The organism is Lysobacter sp. TAB13, assembly GCF_052113885.1.
In the GTDB taxonomy this organism is placed as follows: domain Bacteria; phylum Pseudomonadota; class Gammaproteobacteria; order Xanthomonadales; family Xanthomonadaceae; genus Lysobacter; species Lysobacter gummosus.
The window spans coordinates 1-424 of record NZ_JBFRDR010000243.1 but is presented as its reverse complement, the minus strand read 5'-3'; the positions used below and the strand labels follow the sequence as shown (position 1 = coordinate 424).

At 69.0% G+C, this 424-nt stretch carries 1 protein-coding gene; it reads right to left on the bottom strand.

What is annotated here, in order from left to right; genetic code table 11:
- Positions 1-232: 232 nt before the first annotated feature.
- On the bottom strand, positions 233-424 hold a 192-nt coding region (locus AB4Y92_RS26005), incomplete at its 5' end, for a hypothetical protein (RefSeq protein WP_441822248.1).

Below are 424 nucleotides of genomic sequence, written 5' to 3'. Positions count from 1 at the left end.
AACCTGGTCATCGTCGACCAGGGCCTGGTCAAAGCGTCGGGTCCGACGGCAGAGGTGATGTCGCGGCTCGATGTCGCAATGTTGCCTGGAGCGCCGGAGGCGAGCGCCGTTCTCGACGCCGAGGTCACGGCTCTCGACCCTGTCCATCACCTGGCAACGCTGTCGACCCAGGCAGGCCGCCTCTTTGTCTCACGCCCCGGCCTGCGCGCGGGAGCGCGGCTKTTCCCGCATCTCACCGTCCGGCAGAACCTGCTGTTCGGCCCGCCCCGGCCTGCGCGCGGGAGCGCGGCTGTTCCCGCATCTCACCGTCCACCAGAACCTGCTCTTCGGCCGCTGGTTCGCCCGGCACCAGGGCCATGACGGCACCGAGATTGCGAACGTGCTCGAACTGCTCGGCATTGGCCATTTGCTGGAGCGCCGCCCC